General features: G+C 57.0%; 10 protein-coding genes and 3 pseudogenes. 4 read left to right on the top strand and 9 right to left on the bottom strand.

The window, feature by feature from the left end:
• Positions 1–158 precede the first annotated feature (158 nt).
• The 3 genes from Q0802_RS18205 to Q0802_RS18215 form a co-directional block, all read right to left on the bottom strand.
• Complete coding sequence (locus Q0802_RS18205; RefSeq protein WP_298920928.1) at positions 159–1,259, bottom strand: Fic family protein; 1,101 nt, start codon at positions 1,257–1,259, stop codon at positions 159–161.
• A 212-nt stretch (positions 1,260–1,471) separates the two neighbouring features.
• Positions 1,472–2,071, bottom strand: a complete 600-nt coding sequence (locus Q0802_RS18210) for an SMC-Scp complex subunit ScpB (RefSeq protein ID WP_298920930.1) — start codon at positions 2,069–2,071, stop codon at positions 1,472–1,474.
• The gene (locus Q0802_RS18215) at positions 2,068–3,021 is read right to left on the bottom strand and encodes a DUF1403 family protein (protein ID WP_298920931.1); all 954 of its coding nucleotides are present in this window, start codon (positions 3,019–3,021) and stop codon (positions 2,068–2,070) included. The genes Q0802_RS18210 and Q0802_RS18215 overlap by 4 nt, the downstream gene beginning before the upstream one ends.
• Positions 3,022–3,347: 326 nt before the next feature.
• Between Q0802_RS18215 and Q0802_RS18220 the strand changes: the two are divergent.
• Positions 3,348–3,704: pseudogene (locus tag Q0802_RS18220) on the top strand (ATP-binding protein); the annotation flags it as partial.
• Positions 3,705–3,882: 178 nt separating this feature from the next.
• Here Q0802_RS18220 and Q0802_RS18225 read toward each other — a convergent pair.
• The 3 genes from Q0802_RS18225 to Q0802_RS18235 all read right to left on the bottom strand — a co-directional run bounded on the left by Q0802_RS18225 (position 3,883) and on the right by Q0802_RS18235 (position 7,633).
• Positions 3,883–5,094, bottom strand: coding sequence for an ATP-binding protein (locus tag Q0802_RS18225; protein ID WP_298920932.1), 1,212 nt, complete (start codon positions 5,092–5,094; stop codon positions 3,883–3,885).
• A gap of 66 nt (positions 5,095–5,160) precedes the next feature.
• A complete protein-coding gene (locus Q0802_RS18230) occupies positions 5,161–6,261 on the bottom strand; it encodes a ParB/RepB/Spo0J family partition protein (RefSeq protein ID WP_298920934.1) in 1,101 nt (366 codons plus the stop codon).
• Positions 6,248–7,633: an AAA family ATPase gene (locus tag Q0802_RS18235; RefSeq protein ID WP_298920936.1), complete on the bottom strand. Its 1,386-nt coding sequence runs from the start codon at positions 7,631–7,633 to the stop codon at positions 6,248–6,250. Before Q0802_RS18235 ends, Q0802_RS18230 begins: the two co-directional genes overlap by 14 nt.
• Before the next feature lie 454 nt (positions 7,634–8,087).
• Here Q0802_RS18235 and Q0802_RS18240 point away from each other — a divergent pair, with 454 nt between their 5' ends.
• The gene (locus Q0802_RS18240; RefSeq protein ID WP_298920937.1) at positions 8,088–9,269 is read left to right on the top strand and encodes a replication initiation protein; all 1,182 of its coding nucleotides are present in this window, start codon (positions 8,088–8,090) and stop codon (positions 9,267–9,269) included.
• 115 nt (positions 9,270–9,384) lie between these two features.
• On the opposite strand, the gene Q0802_RS18245 is transcribed toward Q0802_RS18240, so the two are convergent.
• Entirely contained in the window at positions 9,385–9,885 is a 501-nt protein-coding gene (locus Q0802_RS18245; protein WP_366523337.1) for a DDE-type integrase/transposase/recombinase, read from the bottom strand.
• A gap of 245 nt (positions 9,886–10,130) precedes the next feature.
• Here Q0802_RS18245 and Q0802_RS18250 point away from each other — a divergent pair, with 245 nt between their 5' ends.
• Positions 10,131–14,615 carry a lysozyme inhibitor LprI family protein gene (locus Q0802_RS18250; protein WP_298920938.1) on the top strand — a complete coding sequence of 1,495 codons (4,485 nt, stop codon included), beginning with the start codon at positions 10,131–10,133 and terminating at the stop codon, positions 14,613–14,615.
• A gap of 128 nt (positions 14,616–14,743) precedes the next feature.
• Here Q0802_RS18250 and Q0802_RS18255 read toward each other — a convergent pair.
• Both Q0802_RS18255 and Q0802_RS18260 read right to left on the bottom strand, forming a co-directional pair.
• Positions 14,744–15,221, bottom strand: a pseudogene (locus Q0802_RS18255) (IS6 family transposase); the annotation flags it as partial.
• A 51-nt stretch (positions 15,222–15,272) separates the two neighbouring features.
• Positions 15,273–15,780 (bottom strand): annotated as a pseudogene (locus Q0802_RS18260) (integrase core domain-containing protein); the annotation flags it as partial.
• 206 nt (positions 15,781–15,986) lie between these two features.
• Here Q0802_RS18260 and Q0802_RS18265 point away from each other — a divergent pair.
• Positions 15,987–17,360 (top strand): ATP-binding protein, encoded by a 1,374-nt coding sequence (locus Q0802_RS18265; RefSeq protein WP_298920941.1) that lies wholly within the window; start codon positions 15,987–15,989, stop codon positions 17,358–17,360.
• Positions 17,361–17,380: the final 20 nt, after the last annotated feature.

Below are 17,380 nucleotides of genomic sequence, written 5' to 3' on the forward strand. Positions count from 1 at the left end.
TGAAACCTTGAGCATGCAGCCTTGAACGCGCAGCGAATGACGGCTTTCCGCCATCTCTTCGGGCTGATCCAAATTTCGGTGTCGGTAACGCCGAAGCAGGATGTATTTCAAAGACGCGACGCGCAGGCGTATTTGAGCGTTTTTCGGATCTGCCTGGGTTACATGGCCAACCAGTATCGTGTGTATCGGCGTTCGCCCGTGCGCGTGAGGGCTCCGATCTCAACAAGTTCCTGTAGATCCCTGGTCGCAGTTGCACGCGATGTCCCGGAGATCGAAATATAGTTCTCCGCACTCAGGCCACCTTTGAACCCGTCGGGCCCCTCCCGAAACATGCGCTCCATCACCTTAGCCTGTCTTTCGTTGAGTGCGTCGCGATGTCGGTCGTAGAAATGGGCCTTGGCAATGAAGAAGCCCACGCGGTCGAGGGTGACCTGTTGCGCTTCCAGAACGCTCTCTGCAAACCATATCAGCCAAGGCGTGACATCTAGCGTCTGCTGATGCCGCTCAAGCTGATCGTAGTAGTCCTTGCGTTTTCGCTCGATGGTGAAGGCGAGCGCGATCAGGCTCGGCTGCCCAATGTTCTGAGCTAGCGATTTTTCGGCGAGGGCCCGACCCAGGCGACCATTGCCGTCCTCAAACGGGTGGATACTTTCGAAGTAGAGATGACTCAGGCCCGCGCGCGTCAGTGCCAGCAAAGGCTTTTCCGCATCGGGCCCTGTCCGGTTGAACCAGTCGATATACCGTTCCATCTCATCCGGAACCTGCGCAGATGCAGGGGCCTCAAAATGCACGACCGGGCGGTCAAGACGACCCGAGACGATCTGCATGGCATCTTCGTGCTGCCGATAGGACCCGATGGCCTCCAACCTTTTGTCAAAAGACAAAAGCATCTCGTGCCACCGAAACAGGGTGTCGTGCGTGAGGGGCTCCGCATAGGTCGAGTAAACGTCAACCATCATCTCAGCAATACCTTGCTCGCGGGGTTTGTTCGGATAGTTGTCTGGTTCCAATCCGAGGTGTCGGCGAAGCGAGGATTGCACACTGCGTCGGTCCAGCATCTCACCTTCAATGGCGCTGGTTTTCATGGCCTCATCACTCAGCAGGTCGATGCGGAGTTGATCACGCTCTGCCGAATTGACATGCTGAACGGCACCCAGGACCTCGCCTGACGACAGCAGGAACCGCTGCTCGAGTGGCGCAATCTGTGCATCGTCATACCGGAAATCCGGCCAACCGGGTACCTGCCAGTTCCATGCCATGAGGTATAGAACCCCTTTCTATAACTCACAGAATGAGCATTTTTGAGCTATAGAAGTCAATCCTATAACTCAGAGAAGTGCAATCACACGTAAACTCTGCTGTGCATTTGCACGTAAAGCCTGCCTTTACCTCCGACTGATTGAAAGTCAAAGCCCGACCAATTGAAAGCAGACGGCTTTGCGTGTCAGAAGAATAACACATATTTCGGACATCAAGAGTCTGACAGCTCCAGCTCCGGAAGATCCCGCAAACTCTGGAGATCGAAGGTCACGAGGAAGGTCTCCGTCGTCACGAAGGTATGCGGTGCACCGGGCCGGGGTGACCGCGGTCCACTTGCAATCAGATCCTTGAACCGCAAACGGGCGAGCAGATCGCGGCTGACCTCCTTGCCGAAAATGTCCTTGAGACCGGCACGGTCGATCGGCTGATGATAGGCGATGGCGCAAAGCACGCCCATCTCCATCTCGGTGAAAGCGAGCGACTGTTCGCCGAGATCGGCCGCGGCCTTGATCGCGTCTGCGAACTGGGTCTTCGTGCGGAACATCCAGCCGCCGGCGACTTGAGCCAACTCGTACGGACGGCCGGCCAACTCGGCCTGGATGTCGTCGATCAGCATGTCGACCGAGGCCCCCTGCCCCACGACGCGGGCCAGGTCGTCGCGGCCAACAGGCGAGGCACTGGCAAAGAGCACCGCTTCAATCCGCCCCATCCATTCTCGCCACCGGAGCTCTTGCGGCAACTCGTCGAGCTCCCGGTCAAAGACGGCCCCACCGTCGTCCGCCGGTTTCCGTTTTCTGGTCGCGACCGTCATGCCGCGATCCCGTAGAGCCGGAAGGTCGACCGCCCGGTCAGTTCCCGCGCCACGCCCAGCTCGACCAGGCGGTCGCAGAACCGCCGCGCGGCGCGGGAGGTCATGGGAATCGAGGTGCCACGAACGAATGGCGACAACATCGAGGCCGGTGCTAAAGCATCTTCGGTCAGGAACAGCGCGACCGCCGCGTCTGATCCCTTTGCCCGGAGCTTCGGCGCAACGGTGCGAAGCGCTTCCGCGCGGTGGGCAAGATCCCGTGCCAACCGGATTGTCTCCTCGATGCTGTCCAAAATCCGCACCTGAACTGCCAACTCGGCCCCCTGCCCGTTCGTGGTCAAGTCACGCAGCATCCCCTTGATGAGGCGCTGCGCAGTCACCGGTAGTACTGCCTGCCAGTTCTGTGCCCGCGCCAGGACAATATCCGAGAGCAGGCACGCGACCCGTTCCGCCCGGTCGTCGACCTCGAGCACGGCGCGCAGGACAGCGACACAGCCCGACAGCGGCCCATGGGTCTGGGCCCGCTCCAATCCCGCGTCAAGCCAGATGCCCACCAAGCCTGTGAAGTCTGGACCAACCAGGGCCGCGACCTCGTCAGTGCCGCCTACACGCAAGCGCGCCACGTCACGCCAGAATGCCAGAAGATCTCCGTCTGGGCCTCGCGCCTCGCCCGGCGGCGTCAGATGATAGGCATCGCGGATATCCGCCTCCCTTGACAGCCGGCCTTCCAGTTTCGAGGAGGCTGTGGCCGCTGTCAGCGCCAACTTGTTGGCCAGCAGTTTGACCGGCACACCATGTCGTTGATCACTAACCAGCTGATCCAGCACTGTGAGGACCGCTCCGGACCGAAAGGCCACAGTTTCAAGGGTTTCCGCACGTCCGGAGGTGACCCAGCCCGGCAGTTTCGGTAGGGTGATAAGGTCGTCAGAGATGGCCGCTGTCTGGTATGTCATGCCACAACACTATATCGTCACGGCGCTTTTATCCACAATATAGTGTGCTAACCGCCCCACATTGCGGGTTACAGATATGTCCAATAAGTTTGCATTATCGGTCATAACCAATCCCACCTCCAAAACATAGAGCACCCCCCGAAGACAAGCGCCCAGGAGCCGAGGAATCGCACTCATCAGCCAAAGACGCGATGAACAATGTCGAGCGCGACGGAAGAACTCCTTAGGACAGCGACGCCATCGTCCTGCGCTCCCCACGTCGCTGGTTCCCGCTCGCTGGATCGGTTGATCGACGCGGCCCGCGACTTTGCTAATGGAGCCAAAAGGTTGGCTTCACGACTCCGGCCGCCCTGATCTACGAACTTATGAAACTGCCAACGAATGGCGCTTACAGCGCCGCCAAAAGCTGCTGGTCAGCCACGCCCTATTGATCATCGACGAACTGGGCTTCGCGCTGCTCTCCAAGACCGGGGCCAGGGTGCTCTACGAGATCATCTCTCAGCGCTATGAGCGCGGCTCCATCGTTATCACCTCCAAGCTGTCATTCGACGACGGGACCGAGGTCTTCGGTTCGAAACGTCTCACAAGTGCCATTCTGGATAGCCTGACCCATAACGTCCACATTCTCGAAAATGAACGGCGAAAGCTTCAGGCTACGCCAAAGCCGCAAAGCCAAAACCTGACCTCAGCAAACATCAGGACAACAAAGACTAGGCTGCGGCCAACGCACCTTGGCACGCGTCAACCCACTTGATATTGCTGGTGTCGGCGTAGTCACCAGACCGAGTATCAGCCCTACCAACGGCAATGAGCCTGTCGTGTATCTGGCCGGGGTCGTAGTGGATGTGAACCGTCCCGCCATCAGTGAGAGTGCAGTCCGGTCGTTTGACCCTGCACCGTCTCTTCTCCCGCCAACAACGCCATCACCTCCGCCAGCGGCATCGCGCGCACGCCGCCCTGCCCCGGCACCTCGCGATCTCCGGCATAAACCAGAATACGTTTGGCCACGCCCAGTTCCTCAGTCGCGATGTGGAACCCCCGGGTGACTTTGGGCGCGGTGCTTCGTTTGACCTCAATGGCCCAGAGCGCGCCACCGGGCAGCCTCAGCAGCAGATCTATTTCGGCCCCTGCGGAAGACCTGTAAAAGCTGGCCTCCGTTCCCCGCGGCGCGGCCGCGATCAGGTTCTCGATGCAAAACCCCTCCCAAGACCCGCCCACTACCGGGTGGCCCAAAAGATTCTCGACCGTGCCGAGCCCGAGCAGCGCATGCGCCAGACCGGCGTCGCGAATGTACACCTTGGGCGATTTCACTAGACGTTTGCCAGCGTTCACATGCCAAGGAGGCAACCGGCGCACCAGCATCAGATCGACCAAAAGATCGAGATAACGCGCAATGCTCTGCCCCGACACGCCCAGGCCCGCCGCCAGTTTGGCCGCGTTCAGCAAACCACCCTGCTCATGGGCCAGCATAGTCCAGAACCGCCGGAGGGTCTCCGCCGGGATGCGCAACCCGAACGCCGGGATATCACGTTCCAGATAGGTCCGGATAAAATCCTCGCGCCATGTCTGGCTCACACGGTCAGAGGTGGCCAGAAAACTTTCCGGGAATCCGCCTCTTAGCCAAAGCGATTGCAAGGACCCCTGCCCGGTTTCTGCGGGCGTAAACGGCGACAGTTCGTGATAGCTCACACGCCCCGCCAGCGATTCTGCGCTTTGATGGAGCAATGTGTTTGACGCGGATCCCAACAGCAGAAACTGCCCGGTCCGATGCCCGGTCCGGCGCCGCCGGTCGATCTGACCACGCAGGGCACCGAAGAGACCCGGCATCAGCTGCACCTCGTCGATGATCACCAGCCGTCCGGCCTGCTCATCCAGATAGAGATCAGGCTCTTCAAGAATACGGCGATCCGCGGCGCGTTCCATATCGAGATAGACCGCGTCACGGGTCTGGCTGAGGTCCTGCGCCAGCGTAGTCTTGCCGACCTGGCGCGGGCCTAAAAGTACAACACCGGCCTGCTCGGACAGAGCTTGCGTGATTTGATGTTCGTGACTTCGGGCAATCATACCTTGCATTTATGCTGTGCGATAGTAGAAATGCAAGGTTAATTGCAAACTCTTGTGTCGATTTTGCGTCCTGCCCTACCCTTTTTCAAAGAGGTTTTGCAGGTGCTCCATGGCGCGTTCGATCAGCACAGAGTTGACCGGATCCCCCTTGATACGGATTATATGCCCCTGGCTGTCCTGGCCCGACTGCAGCGTCACTCCGCTTGAAAGGTGCACAGTACTCGTACCGACCCACCCGGTTTTCGGGGTTGATTTTTTGGGCCTGCCACCCCGGTCAGACGGCTTTATACTCAAATTGAACCTGTCGATCACGGCTTCCAAGGCCAGCCATTCTTCGTCCGGCGTCGCCGCTTGCGCATGAACCAACGCGTCCCGCAACTGGCTTTCCGCCCCGTTGCGCAGCGCCGCGGACAAGCGCAGCCCGTCGCGTTCCTTGAGGTTCTCAGGAAACTCCAGCATGTCACCAAGTTCCTCGAAGATAAGGGAGAACGATCGGATTTTTGACCGCTTTGCCTTGCTCGCCATGCTGAACAGTGACGCCACGGCCTCCTCGACGGTTGCAAATGCGCCATGCTGTGCGGCCACCACGGCAATCCGTCCTCGCTCAAAATGCGAAAGTTGCGCGCGGATTTCGTTTTCCTCGACCATGGCCGCGAAACTACCACCCATGACCTCTGGATCGCGGATCAATGTCTTGATGGTTTTGTACTGCGCCTGACCGGTCAGCGTCAGCAGCTCGCGCACCGCCCAGAGCCGCCTGTAACCCGACAGCAGGCCGTAGGGTTGATCCGCCTCGCCTACGCGTTCAAAGACCTCCACCGGCAGCCTGAGACCGTGTGCCGCAATCGAGGATTTCAATTCCTCCATTTCTGCAGGATCAATCACCGTGCGGTCGCGCACGATGGCATCCGCCAGAATCTGGTCAATCGGAATGTCGTGGATCACCCGGCCCTCGGCCTCCGCAGACCGCAACGCCTCGGCATCCTTGCGGTCTTTTTCCTGCGTGACACGTGTCTCAGCTGGCAAGATAGGGGTCGCCCGCGCCGCATCAGCCGAAACCTGTGAAATTGGCGCTAATGCACCGGGCGTTGTGGTAAGGGTTTCGCTGCGAAACTCTGCATCAATCCGGTTCAGATCCTCCGCGCTGGGGGCGGACACCTTTCTACGCTTTGCCACTTTTTGTCTCCTGCTCATCTTTCCACCAAGCGCCGATGATCAGTTCCTTGATCTCCGCCCAGGTCTGGTCGAATGTTTCTCTGCCCCTGACATAGGTGTCACGGTTGAAGTCCCGGTAGTCCGCCTCGTAAATCCCATTCACCTGCTCTCCGGCTTGCCCGACCATCGCTGTCATGTCCTGACGGAAGGTCGTCATCAGATCCCCGAAATAGGCCTGGATCACATTGGCGAGGTCCGTTTGCTGGCTAGCGTCGAAGCGCGTGATCAGGGTCCGAACGGCGTCCCATTCAAACCGCACATCCTCGAGCCCCAGCTTGCGGCGTTGGCTGTTTTCACCATCCTCGATGCTGGCAAATGTCGAGTAGAGCATATCGAAAAAACGACCGGTGGAATCGAACTCCAGAAAGGACGCGCCAAGTGGGACAATTAGGATATCAGCGGCCGAAAGAGCATTTATCGTAAGATATCCGAGGGCAGGGGGCGTATCGAGAAAAACGAGATCGTAATCCTTCAAAATCCCGTCGCTCTCAAGCCCGTTGAGCAAGGCATCCCAGAGAGGCCAGCTGCGATTTTGCATCCGCCAGACTGGCACCTGGAACTCTGCCCAGTAGAGGTTCAGCTGGGCTCCGATGAGGTCAATGTTGGGCCAGTGGGTCGTCTGGATGAGGTTTCGCGGCGAAACCGTCAGGGCTTCGGTCAGGGTCTCGTCAAGAGGCAGGGGTGCTTCACCTCGCGCGGCCCGAACAGTGTTTTCACTCTCCAAATGCTGAGCGAAATCCCGCGCCAGAATCGGAAATGCTGTCTGCCATTCGTCCTCGACCTCACCTCCCATAATGGACGTCAGCGACCCCTGACTGTCGAGATCAACAACAAGCACCTTATAACCATCAAGTGCAGCGCTCATCGCCAGGTGCGCACAGGTGGAGGTCTTTCCCACGCCACCTTTAAAATTAGCAATCGCCATCACCTTGGCATTCAGCCCCTCAGGGCGATAGGGCCGGTATTCACGATGCGCCGCCCCTTCGGTCGCGAAATGATTGCGCAAGACCATCACGTCTTCCAACGAAAACCACTTTGAATTTCCTTCACCAACGCCCTGTGGCAGATCTGGCTGGGCCTTCAACACACGGCGGAAATGAGCGGGGGCTACTGGGATGAGATAGCGGCAGATTTCCCAAGTGGAGAACTTGCGCAAACGCTTGCGACCGTCCGGGGCATGTCCCGCCTTTGCCAACTCTTCGCGGCCCCGTGAGGCGAAGGCTGCGGCTTTCGCGAATCGAGCCGTTCGGATAGGGTCAGGCAAGCGTGAGGCGGCCTGATCGGGTTCGATTCCGATATATGGGGGTAGGGGAGGTTTTCCGATTGATGTCATATTGAACTGCCGATGTTATGCTGTTTATAACTCTTTGCTCAAGCTATGTCACATTACGGGTTGTAAGTGAATCCTTTCAAAGGAAAATATCAGAAACGGCACGGCAGCTGTTTAAGAAAATATAGAATCTTTAAGAACTTTAAGATCAAAAATATAATGTTTTACAATGTCTTGCGTATATTTAGATGCCAGAATACAGGACGAAAGGTACCACAATACAGGATTGAAGGGACCACAATTCGGGTTGATAGGTACCGATTCGCGGTGCGTAGAGCTTAAATACCACGTTAGAGCCTGCTAAAGCCTCTCGTACCAACATACCTTCCTGTAAACGGGTTCCTTTGGACCGAAGGCGACGTACTGATAAAAGTATCCGTCGTGCGATTGAGGCCGGGTGCCTAATGCTGTAGAATCGAGAGAAAGAACCCACAGAGGTTCAGGCATGAGAGGCAAAATGGCGAAGAACGATATTCCCAAAGACAGGCTGACAGGGTCCCTGCGGCGCGAGGCGGTGAAAAAACACGTGGCCGCCATCCATGTGTCCGGGAAGCTGACGCTGCTGCAACGCAAGCTGAGCAATGTGCTGCTGCTCAATGCCTATGATACACTGACACAGGCACAGAGTTTCCAGATGGATGCGCGCACGCTGTGTCTGATGGTCGGCTACAATTCAAATGATTTTGAAACGCTGAAACAGTCGCTACGAGGTCTGGCGGAAACGGTGGCAGAATGGGACATGTTGGACGGGGCAGGGCAGCAGGAATGGGGTGTATCCAGCCTGCTGAGCTACGCCAAACTAAAAGGGGGTGTTTGCGAATATGCCTATTCCCCGGCTTTGGCGGAAAAGCTGGCGGATCCCAAGGTCTTTGCGTTGATCAATCTCAACATCCAACGCAAATTCACCTCGGGCCACGCGCTGGCGCTTTATGAGAACTGCTACCGGTTTCACCGCACGGGTAGCACGGGTTGGTGGCCGCTGGAGACCTTCCGCAGACTCATGGGCGTCGATGACAGCGCCTATTACGAAGTCTACAAACATCTCAACGCCAAGATTATCAAGCCGGCGGTCGCGGAGGTGAACCGGTCCAGCAACATCATTGTGACGCCTGAAGTGCGCAAGCGGGGCAGGGCGGTCGTGGATATTCGTTTTGCGATCAGCCAGAACCCGCAATTGGCCATTCTGGATCTGGACGACGGGGCAGGGCACAGACGTGCACCGGTTTATGAGCGGTTACGTGAGATGGGCGTCAGCGATCGGCTGGCGCGGCAATGGATGCAGCACCACGGCGAAGATACAGTGCGCGCGAAGTTGGATTACATGGCGTCGCAGGAGGGGGTCAAGAGCCCTGCCAAATACCTCGCGGCGGCGCTGCGGGATGACTACGGTGGGAAGACCCCCGCCGTACCTGCGGCCTTCAACAGTGCGCGCGCACTGCGTCTGAGGGTAATCCGCGACCTGGCGGCCGGGCGCTCGCCCACACAACGCGACGCAGACAAACGCCTGTTCTTATCGCAAGTCGAAGACCCGGCCGCGCGGGCTGATTTCGAAAACCACGGCTGGATGTCGGCGCTGAATGCGGAGGCGATTGCCGCGTTTTGGCAGGACCTTTTCCCGGCGGCGTTTGAAACTGGTTGATTGGTTTTCGTACGCGGGACAGTTGCATTGTTAGAACTATCTCAGATGAATTATATGATTTTCATTAAAATTAGGTAGCCAGATCAAATAGCTTGGTGAGAAGACGGATTTCGCCCTAGGCATTTGTCGGCGGGTCACAAACATGGCCGCGCTTGATCATGCCTACGGCGTCGATGCCTTTCAACGTTGCTTTGTCCGTTCGCAGCGATTGGAAGCCTCGACCCGGATCGGTGATGCGCTTCAACGCCGCGTGGTCGCTTTCGATGCGATTGTTTCGCCACTTTCTATCCACGTGGATGATTTCTTCTCCCGGAAAGCAAAAGGTGTTCATTTCGCCGATGACACGCGAATAGGTTGGAGCTTTATCCGTGGTGATTGACATCGGTCCGTAGATTCGCGCTGTCAGGCGAAAATCAATGACTTTACCGCTCTGATCGACGGCCTTCCAGAGGTATCGCCACTTTCCCCCAACACGAACATAGGTTTCATCTACGTGCCAACCAAAGCCGCGCGGGCCGCGCCTTGAAAATGATCGCCTGGCTATTTCTGGTCTAAACTTGATGACCCGTCGGTTGATCGTTGCGGGATCGACGGAGATACCGCGTTCAGCTAACAGGTCGCGGACGTCTTAATAGGAGAGTGGGTATCGGCAGTACCATCGCACTGCCAGAAGAATGATCTCGGCTGGGAAGCGGTGTTCCTTGAATGGATTCTTGCGCATCGTAACCCCTTCTATTCGGGTTCAATTGCATGATCGCCGGAGGCGCGAGAACGACGCAACGGCCGCCCCCGGAAGAGCTTTTCATTGACAGAATTGCGGGATTTAGCGACGCTTCCGGCACGATCCTGGAGTGCATTTTAATGACGTTTATTCGCTTTGTCCTGATTGTTGGATTCTTTTGTGTTGCCGGAAATGCTTCGGCAAAAAACTGGCAATTCGCGGAGCCGGCGGGCCCGGAAGGTGTTATAGAGTTTGCTGACGACCGCATCGCGATGAGTTTCGCATGTCGAACACGCGCCGATGCAGGGTATGATCCGGACAATCTGACCTGGCGAATTGCGGGTGCCCTTGTCGATGAACAAGTTTCGGCGGCGGTAGGCGACGTGGTGCGCATCGGTTTGTCGCTGGATGGGCAGGCCCGGGGAGAAGGACCTTTTTTGATGTCTGACGCTGGAGAGCTGGCAACCAGCATGCCGCGCAAATTACCGTTTCTTGCAGCGATGCGTCAGGCCAAAGAAGTGGCAATGGGTTTGGGGAATGACCGGACGGTGTCAATTCCGCTAGAGAATCTGGACTCGGCTCTCGATCAGCTGGTGACATGGTGTGACCGGGACGTGGCCTCAGAACCTGAACCTGATCTGGCGATCGACTTTTGCGATGCTCCGGAAGGTGGGACAGCCGTGGCGATTTGTTCTGCGCCGGAACTGCGCGCTTTAGAGACGGAGATGAACGCAGTTTACCGTACCCGACTGGCGACATTGGATGAGCGAGCGCGGGCGCAATTGGAGAAAGAGCAGACATCCTGGACAGACTTTCGCAAGAATTGCGCCGAGAGCACCGACTGTATTTCCAAGGCGACACGCGCGCGGATTTCCAAGCTGACCGTGGTCAAGGCCGACAAGCCGGTTCCGGTGGCGGTGCAGACACGGCCCAAACCACCGCAAGCCTTGTCCGTGCCATTGACACCCTTGCAGCCGGCAGAGTTGGGGCAGGTCATCTGGGACCCCAAACAAGTTCAGGTTAAACTGATCATCGAAGTGGTCCGGGCGCGGCCGGAAATGTTGCAGAACGAGAGTGTTCTGCGCGCCTGGGCGCGGCTCGTTTTTGAAGGGCAGTCGCAGGGTCAGGATGGACAATTGGCCGTTGCGCGCGATCATCTGACCCGCAGCATTTCCGCCAATCCACCGGGTCCGTTCCTGATTGGCCGGGTCGAGGGCAACCCTTTGCAGAGTGCCCAATACGAAGGTGGAAAATTGAAGGTGCAGGGCGGGGGGCAAAGTCAGGCATTAGGAGCGGCGAACCTGATGATCAGTGGCGTCGCGACAATTGAGCAACGGGCTATCTCGCAGTTCGATGTGTCGGAATTGGCGATGAACAACGAGCAGGCCGCTTACATTCAACAGAAATCGCCGCAGCTTTCCCTTGGTATCGTCACACAGATTGACGGGATTGAAGTACATGGTTCATCGCAGACAAACGCGCGGGCAGTGGCGCGCGGGCAGGTGCGGTTTGCCGGGCTATTTGACAAGCCGCAAGCGCGCGGCCAGACCATAGATCACACCAGGCTGGTCGCGGTCTTTCCAGCGCAGCTCGCCACGACACCGGAAAACGGTATCGCCGGCGTGGCAAAGCTTTTGGGAATTGGCATGCATCAAGGCGCCGTTATTGAGGGGCAGTCCTATGACCCTAGCGGTCGGTCTGCGAATGCTGCCGCCCAGCTCATGCGATTGGCGAACCTCAAAGCCAACGCACCGGCTCAGTTGGAAGATCAACTTCGTGCGGAGGTCTTCTTCCAACTTGCAACCCAACAGGAGCGGGATGCCGTCATCCCGCCGCATTATTTTGGTCAATACGGGCGGAACAACAGCTTTGCGTTTGATCAATCCGTCGATGAGTTCGAGCGTGCGGAGCTTCTGGCACGGGTGAACAAAATGCTCTGGCCGGTCGTCAGGGCGCGGCTACCCAATTTTCCCATTGATGTCATCGCCCGTATTCCCGTCAACCTTGGGGAATATGATCACTCCAGTGGCGGGTTCACGATCAATTCCAGTGGGGTCGGCGCCTTGGGTATTGCCGCTCAGGGGCAGTATCCGGCATTTGGCGGTTTGCCCGATTTCCTGCCTAGTCCACTTGAGCCTGCGCGCCAACTTGTTGCTTATCTGGAAAACAAATTCGGGCCCGGCAATCGGCAGATGACGCTTGTCGCGCGATACCGCGTCACCGGCGCGCGCATTCAGCAGCAGCAAAACCGGAATACTGAGGTGCTTCTGCCGATCATCGAGCCACAATCGATTTCTCTGCACGCCTATAACCAACGCACGCCGGATCCCGACCCCATGGGGCAGAAAGTCAAAGAGTTTGACCTGGCCGCATATCGAGGACCAGAACGCCCGGTCGCGGACCCCGAGCGTGTGAAATTCTGGGCCGATGTCCGGGGTGGCAGCTACAGCACTTCCGACGAGGTTGTTGCCGCTACTCTGAAATTGATGGCGACGCCCGACTACCTTGCGCATCTTGTGCAGAATTCAAGCGAGGTACGTTCTGCCGGGCAATTTGACCGGCTGCAGGTCGAGCAGGATATGCGGGCACGGCTTGCCTCATTGCCGATGCCTGAAGTGCTCAAACTCACCGGTCAGGTATCACTTGGCGAATACGATGTGCCCAATCAGGTGTTTCCGGTCGAGGGGCTGGATTTCAGATACCAGCGCGGTGAGATCGGTATTCAGAGTCCCGCTGTGCAGTTGGTCACGCCAGAGCTGTTCGGACGACTACAGGTTGATGTGGAGACCGCAAAGAGCCTGCTTTTGCAGGATCGGAACCGAGGCAATTCGGTGCCGTTCGTTGTCTGGGCCAAACCAAGCATTGCCAACTTCGACGGTCGGCGCGGCACACTCTACATCGAGCCGGAGCGCATTGTGTTTTATTCTGCCGCAGAAGATGGCACCGGATATCCTGCGGCCTATGTCGAGATCACACCCGAAGCCGGGCAGGATGGCGCTGTCGCAGCCACGGATTTGGCCAGCGTCGCGTTACAGGCACCCAGCCAGATTGCACTCGATTCCGACTACCTTGATCTGCTCATGATCCGTGAGGCGAGCGATGAAATTTCAGAGGCGACATGGACGCGCATGATGTACGATCGGATGCTGCGTGAACAGGTGGCACGTGGCAGTGGCTATCCGCTCGCATGGGGCTGGTTCTTCCCGCCCGGTGTCAGCCAGATCGACCCGGTACGTGTGCAGGCAATGCTTGAGCGTTTTCGTGACTGGAGTATCGCACGGGCTGCGGCATTGCCTGACGAGGTCTTTGTGCAGCAACACTCCGGCTACATTGACGGCGGCTTTCAGTGCTGGTCATCCTTCACACCACCCGTCCGCGATTTTGAGAGAACCGTGCCACCAGAGTTGGTAATGCAACTTAAGAAAAACGAGCACAGCGCATATATGCAGATGTTGCAGATATACCAGCAACGTACGGGTGGAGGAAGTGTGCGTCAGATGCCCGACTTACGCTACGCCGTGTTTGGCTCACCCGCGCTGGCGTCCTCGAACCGGGTGGGCAGCGTGAATTGCAATATCTCATCCCGGAACCGATTGAAGATTGCGCCTGAACAGATGAGCGGGATGCAGACAGATACCGCCATGATCACCGTTCGGGGCGCGATCCGCAAACCGCTTGTGCAAACGCAGGAAGCCCGGGTGGTCCGTGATGTCGGCATGGCGGCGATTGAGCGTGGCACCGACGGGGTTTTGCAGGTTTTTGTCGATGTGACACGTTCGGAGGTCTACACGTTGGGCGAAGATCCACAGACTGGGCGCATTGCCCTGGAAATTGTGGATACGCTGGTGGCAGAAGATTTACCCGCACCGCCGCTCAGTTCAGATATCTTTGAGATCACACCCGGGATGGATTGGCAACAGGCGCTGCAATCAGCTCAGCGCCGTTTGCCCGAGGCCATGGTCGTCGAGAATGTCGGCGCACCTGCAAATTTTCAGATGACCAGCAACAATGCGCTGTTGGGACCGATGGCCCAGTTCCAAGCCTATCACAACGGTCACTTCCTGTTCAGCAGAAACGGAAATGAAGCTCTGGCCGTCATGCGTGAACCAGATCGCGACCCTGATCGAGTTCTTTCTGTGGGCAGCCACCGGGTTTTTGAGCCGGACACGGTGACGACGGATGCTTTGGTGGGCGCGCTCTTGCGCAAATATGGTGCCAGCCCTGAGACTGTAGAAGACGGCGGGCTTTACGGCCCACGTCCTGCACAGGTGTTGACATGGGGCGCACGCGCCGGATGTATGCCACAGATGCGCGACCAGCTGAGGGCGGATTTGACGGCCTTTAATCAGGATCCGAATTTCCAGCTCCTCAGCCGCATGGCCAAGGCATTCCGGTCACCTCAAATGCAATATAATGGGGCCGAGCAATTGATCTACGAGACCTGCGCGCCGGCTGTGTGGGCCTTGGTCGGGGAAGACCAGCAGCGCCGGGTACATCTGGTGGTCTGGTCCCTCGACCTTGCGTTATTGCACGAAGTAGCCGGGCTGGAGGATACCAGACCAAAGATTGACGGTTCCGAAGGATCACAAAGCCTGATCGAGAAAGCCGCTGATATCGACCTCTAAGTGTCGGTTAGCGCGGCTAAGATCAATGGCAAATAAGAAGGCCGCTAGATGTCGGCAATGAGCTTCAACGGCTTTTTCAGTTTGTTGAGCAACTGGCGAAACGCGTGTCTTGAACTGAAATCATACAGTCACTTCGAGTGTATACTTTGCCAAAGTTCGAAAGCATCGGCGCGGGCGTGGCGATAGGACGTTGCAGAAAGGCGATGGCATTTCGGGTGGAACAGAGCAGTGGTTTGATCATGGGCTAAAAAGGAACCGTTGCGCATGGCGTGGTGATTTGTAGCGCCCCATGATCTTCTCTCGTCGGCGTGTGTGCCGATGCGAGGCTTCAGCTCAATTACTTAAGCCCTTGTGCTGGCGATGTTCAATCCCGGGGGCGACTTCGGCTTTGGCAGCGGCTTAGGAGCGAAGCTTGTCTGTGACCAGTACACAGGGCCTGCCCCAACGCCGAAACAGCTTGCGGAAGAAGCGCTCGGCTGCGCTCTTATTCCGGGGCGGATGAACCAGAATATCGAGTACATCGCCATTTGAATCTACTGCGCGCCAGAGCCAGTGTTTCTCGCCCTTGATCAAGATCACCACCTCGTCAAGGTGCCACTCGCCCGCCAGTTGGGGCGGTGTAAACCTAGGCTGACCCGTGGAGCACTTATCTCGTTTCTGCAGCTTGTCTCTGAGAGCTTCGTAAGGGGTCTGGCCTTTGTGCGCGCCGTGTGGCCTTGCGAAGTTGTAAAACCGCTCCCATTCGTCGAGCTTGGCTTCGAGATCGACGTCTTCTTTGTAACTGAGATGCTGATAGAATTCCTGCTGATCAGATCGGTGAGAGCGCTCCACCTTCCCGTTGAGCTCTGGCGTGCCGCGCTTGATGTAGGCGTGTCGAATGCCTTTGTCTTCAACATGCCAATGGAATTTAGCTTGGAATTCGTGGCCATTGTCAGTCCGAACTTCGCGAATGCGGATCGGGAACTTCTCAATGATATGATCAATGAAGTCGATGGCATTTGCCTGCGTGTGCTTGTTGTAGATCTTAAGCGCCCTGAAACGTGTGACATCGTCAATTGCGATGTATTGGAACCGACGCACCTTTTCGCTGCGTTTTCCCCTTAAACGTCATGAGCTTGACGTCTACTTGGATGTGATGATCAGGAACTTGTTTCTGGTAGCGCTTGTACCACCGGCAAAACTGCCCGATTTTTCGCGAGCAAAATGAGCACCCAGAGTGCTTGAATTGTTCTCAGTAACTTCATTTGATGAACTACACTGGCTCGGAATTGTATGGCGTATACAACCCAAGAGAGAGCCTCAAAATAGAACTATCCCCAAGGTTTAAAACCGCATAAATTGATCACATTAGTGATTTCACGGGACAACACCATGTTGAAGCCGGTACCATCAAGCCTGAACAGAAGCAGCCGAGCCAGCGAGGCGCAGATGCTTCGGACGCTCAACACCTTCGCGGTTGATCTGATGTCAATTCCGTGTGTCGAAGATTTGTTCTGGTACGTTGCGCAAAATGTTGTTGGCAAGCTAGGCTTTGTGGACTGCGTGATTTATCAGGCTAATGAGGCGCAATCGGAGTTGACTCAGGTTTCAGCCTGGGGCGAAAAAAACCCCTACGGACGGGATATTATCAACCCGCTGGTCATTCCTTTCGGGCGCGGCATTACGGGTCAGGTGGCACAGAGCCGCAAACCAATTATTGTGGACGATCTCGTCAAGGATGAGAATTACATCACCGACACGCAGCCCGCACGGTCAGAGATTTGTGTGCCCCTTATCTCGTCGGGCCGGATCGTGGGCGTCATCGACAGCGAGCACCCCGAGGTCGCCGCGTTTGGTGAACCTGAGCTTGAGATTTTGAGCACCGTTGCAGCGATGACGAGAGCAAAGCTGGAGTTACTGGAGGAAACCGATCGCTCCCAAGATCGCTACAAAGAGCTGGTCGCTGCACATACTCGGCTGACCCAAGAGACAAGCAACAGAAAAGCCTTGGAAGCAAAGCTCTTTGAAGCGCGCAAGCTTGAAGCGGTCGGGCGGCTGACCGGTCGGTTCGCACATGAATTCAACAATCTGCTAACGGTGATCTCTGGGAACCTGGAGCTGCTCGAACTTGAAGGGCCCGACGCAGGGTCTCAAGAGACGCTGCAAGGCGCGAGAACAGCGTCAACCCGGGGTGCGGCGCTGATCCGCGACATGCTTGCTTTCGCGCAGCGAACACGCCTTGCGCCCGAAACCATCGATCTGAACGCATATGTCTCGGCGTTTTGCGAAAACTCCGAGCGATCTCTGGCACAGAGGGTTGAGCGAAGTCTGGCGAATGACCTCTGGATGGTGTCGGTTGACCCCATAGCAATTGAGAATATGCTTCTCAATCTCACGCTTAATGGCATTGACGCGATGCCGAAGGGTGGCAGCATCAAGATCACGACAGAGAACATCTTCCATATGCTGTCGGAGGAGCGGCCCTTCCTCTCGGAACTGCTGCCGGGACGATATGTACGAGTTAGCGTCTCTGATCACGGCACCGGAATTGCAGCGGAACGCTTGTCGCAGATCTTCGACCCATTTTTCACGACCAAAAGGCCGGGCGAGGGTACAGGGTTGGGCCTATCGATGGTTCTGGGAGTTATGCGCCAGTCGGGAGGCACCGTCGCCGTGCAGAGCGAAATCGGACAGGGGTCGACGTTCGAGCTTTATTTTCCGGCTGTCACGAGCGGTGAAAACGATTCCTTAACCATAAACCGGTAGCAGGGAGGCTGTCATTTCGT

This window comes from uncultured Roseobacter sp., assembly GCF_947495275.1.
GTDB lineage: Bacteria > Pseudomonadota > Alphaproteobacteria > Rhodobacterales > Rhodobacteraceae > Roseobacter.